The sequence below is a fragment of the Xanthomonas sp. SHU 166 genome (assembly GCF_000364685.1).
Classification (GTDB): domain Bacteria; phylum Pseudomonadota; class Gammaproteobacteria; order Xanthomonadales; family Xanthomonadaceae; genus Xanthomonas_A; species Xanthomonas_A sontii.
On sequence record NZ_AQOJ01000059.1, the window covers coordinates 1 to 3362 of the forward strand.

At 72.0% G+C, this 3362-nt stretch carries 2 protein-coding genes and 1 pseudogene; 2 read left to right on the forward strand and 1 reads right to left on the reverse strand.

Translation table 11 applies throughout. The features are described 5' to 3' along the window. A pseudogene (locus D180_RS02620) lies at window positions 1–280 on the forward strand (glucose-6-phosphate dehydrogenase); the annotation flags it as partial. A gap of 474 nt (window positions 281–754) precedes the next feature. On the opposite strand, the gene D180_RS02625 reads toward D180_RS02620, so the two are convergent. Further along, window positions 755–2593, reverse strand: a complete 1839-nt coding sequence (locus D180_RS02625) for a monovalent cation:proton antiporter-2 (CPA2) family protein (protein WP_017911568.1) — start codon at window positions 2591–2593, stop codon at window positions 755–757. A 479-nt stretch (window positions 2594–3072) separates the two neighbouring features. Between D180_RS02625 and D180_RS02630 the strand changes: the two genes are divergently transcribed. Beyond that, window positions 3073–3362: CoA-binding protein (locus D180_RS02630; protein WP_198526503.1), on the forward strand; the 290-nt coding region annotated here is incomplete at its 3' end.

The following is a 3362-nucleotide window of genomic DNA, read 5'->3' on the forward strand; positions in this document are numbered from 1 at the left end:
GCGCACCCTCACCGCCGGGCGCCGCCCGCCGCCGCGGCGACCGCCGGAAGCCACCGCCACGACCGAGACCCGGCCGGTGACGCCGGCGCCGAAGCGTGGCGGGGCCAAGGCGGGCGATGCCTCGGCTTCGGCGAAGCCAGGCAAGTCGACCAAGCGCAAGCCTGCCCCGGCGCCGGTGAAGATGCCGGCGGCCAAGAAGGTCGCGAAGAAAGTCGCGAAGAAAACCGTCAAGCGCGCGGCCAGCGGCACCGCAGCGAAGCGTTCGTCACGCAAGGGCTGAAGCGATGCCCCGCGCGCCGGCGTGAGCGCCGGTGCTCGGGGAGATGCCTCCATGCCAGCAGGAGCGGCACCGCCACGGCGGCTGGATCCTGCAGTCGGGGCTGAAGCCCCTCCCACAATGGAAGGATTGGCGCCGTGCGGACACAGCGCGCTTGCCGAGCATTGGCGTTGGCAAGCCGGCATGCCGTGGGAGCCCACCGCCCCTGTCGTCGCAGCCAGTAAGGGCGTCACCGCCGCGGACGCTGTCGACCGTCAGTGTGGGAGGGGCTTCAGCCCCGACGCGACCACGCTCGACTACACGCGCACCACGCAGTGGGCACGTGCCTCGGCGAATCGTCGGCGTCCCCATCACGAATCACGATCTGTCGCGCGTGACAACGGCGTACCTACCGCCACCGCGGTTGTCGGCAGCGACGAGCGCACATACGCAGCGCATTCCTGGGACACGGTTGGCCGCGCGGCCAAGCCACCCGCATCAACTGCGCTGCTGTTCCGCGCCTGTCGCGCCCGCCGTAGCCGCCGGCCCCGCCGTCGGATCGTTGACGTCGGCCTCGAACAGCTTGGTCAGGTCGGCGCGCGCCGCACGCGCGGTCTGCACCACCGCCGCATCGTCGTCGTAGACCAGGTGCTGGGCCCGCAGCAGTTGCGTGTCGTGCTCGCGGAAACGGGCGATACGGTCGCGCGCGGTCGCCGCGTCCAGGCCCAGGCCGAGCAGCACCTGCTCGCTCAGCTCCAGGCTGGAGGCGAACACTTCGCGGAACGGCTCCGCACCCAGGTCCATCAGTCGCCAGGCGTGCTGGCGGTTGCGTGCGCGCGCCAGCACCTTGGCGGTGGGGTAGAGCCGGCGGATCAGCCGCGTGGTCTTGATGTTGGTTTCCGGGTCGTCCATCGCCACCACGAAGATGCGGATGCCGTCGCTGCCGGCCGCGCGCAGCAGGTCCGGGCGGCTGGGGTCGCCGTAGTAGAGCTGGTTGCCGAAGCGGCGCAGGTCCTCCACCGTGTCCGGGTTGTGTTCCAGCGCCACGAACGGGATGCGCTGTGCGGTCAGCAGGCGCGCCACGATCTGGCCGAAGCGGCCCATGCCGGCGATCAGCACCTGCGCGCGCTGCGCATCCACGGTGTCGTACTGCGCGGCCGGCGATGGTGGCTGCTTGCCCTTGCTGGCCTCACTGCCGCCGAGCAGGCGCTGCATGCCGATCAGCAGCAGCGGCGTCAGCGCCATCGACACGCCGACCACCGCGACCAGGCGGTCGTGGGTGGCGTCGTCGAGCAGGCGCACGCGCTGCGCCTCAGTGAACACCACGAAGGCGAACTCGCCGCCCAGCCACAGCAAGCTGCCCAGCAGCAGCGCACTGCGCCAGGGCAGGCGCAGCACGCGGCCGATGCCGGCCAGCAGCGCGAACTTGACCAGCAACAGCGTGGCCACGGCGCCGGCGATCAGCCACGGCTCGGCGACGATGCGGTCCAGGTCGATGCCCATGCCCACGGCGATGAAGAACACGCCCAGCAGCAGGCCCTGGAACGGCTCGATCTGCGCCTCCAGTTCGTGGCGGAACTCCGAATCGGCCAGCAGCACGCCGGCCAGGAACGCTCCCAGGCTGGGGCTGAGCCCGGCCTTCTGCAGGAACCAGGCGTTGCCCAGCACCACCAGCAGCGCGCTGGCGGTGAACACCTCGGGCATGCGCGTGCGCGCCACCGTGCGGAACAGGTGGCGCAGCACGAAGCGCCCGCACAGCACGACCAGCGCCAGCGCGCCCAGCGCCTGGCCCACTTCCGTCCAGGTCAGGGTGTCGTTCTTGGCGCCGCCGAGCAGCGGCACCGCGGCCAGCAGCGGGATCGCGATCAGGTCCTGGAACAGCAGGATGGCGAAGCCGAGCCGGCCGTAGTCGCTGTTGAGCGCCTTGCGCTCGGCCAGCAGCTGCAGGCCCACCGCGGTGGACGACAGCGCCAGCGCCAGGCCGATCACCAGCGCGCTCTTCCAGTTCAGGCCCATGCACAGCGCCAGCGCGCCCAGCGGCAGCGCGGTCAGCGCGACCTGGGCGCTGCCGGCACCGAACACCGCATGCCGCATCACCTTCAAGCGCGCCGGCGACAGTTCCAGGCCGATCAGGAACAGCAGCATCACCACGCCGATCTCGGCGGCGTTGAGGATGCGCTCGGTGTCCTGCACGAAGCCCAGCCCGTCCGGCCCCAGCACCACGCCCGCGGCCAGGTAGGCCAGCACCGCGCCCAGGCCCAGGCGCTTGAACACGGGCACCGCGATCACCGCGGCCAGCAGCAGCACCAGCGCCAGTTCCAGGCCGCCGCTATGCACGAGTCGTCTCCATCGCCGCATTATGCGGCCGCCAATGCGACCGGGTGCTGACCCGGGCTGTGCCTACGGGCTCCGATGGACATGGCGGATCCGCGAAGGATCGGCGGTGGGCAGCCGTCTGGCGCGGTCTTTCTGCGGGGAAGGCGGCGCCGCCTGCCCTGCGCACCCGGTGTACGCCGCCGCCTGGTCTCTGTGGCCTGGTCGGGTCGGGGCTGAAGCCCCTCCCACACCGGGAAGTCCAGCAATGTTCCGTGTCGTTCCGGATTCCGCTCAAGCGCGCGTGCGTGCGTAACGGGCCGCCGACCCAAGCTCCCTGTGGGAGGGGCTTCAGCCCCGACACGCGGAGGCCGGAATCTCGCCAGCGCAGCTGTCGCCGGATGCGCGGCATCGCCGTCAACGCCGCAGCGCGCGACCCGGATCATCCCCGCGCCGCGGCCAGCCGTGTACCGTTAGCGCATTCGCTCGCCTCCGCCGCCGCCATGAGCACCTATCACCTGCAGTCCGTGTTCCGCCCCGCCTCGGTCGCCATCGTCGGCGGCAGCCCGCGCGAGCGTTCGGCCGGGCGGGCGGTGGTGCGCAGCCTGCGCGCGGCCGGGTTCCCGGGGCAGATCGGCTGGGTCAGCCCGCGCTACCGCGAGATCGACGGCGTGCCCACGGTGCGCCGGCTCACCGACCTGCCCTGGGTGCCGGACCTGGTGGTGATCACCGCGCCGGCGCGGATGGTGCCGCGCATCGTGTCGATCGCCGCGCGGCGCGGCGTGGCCGCGGC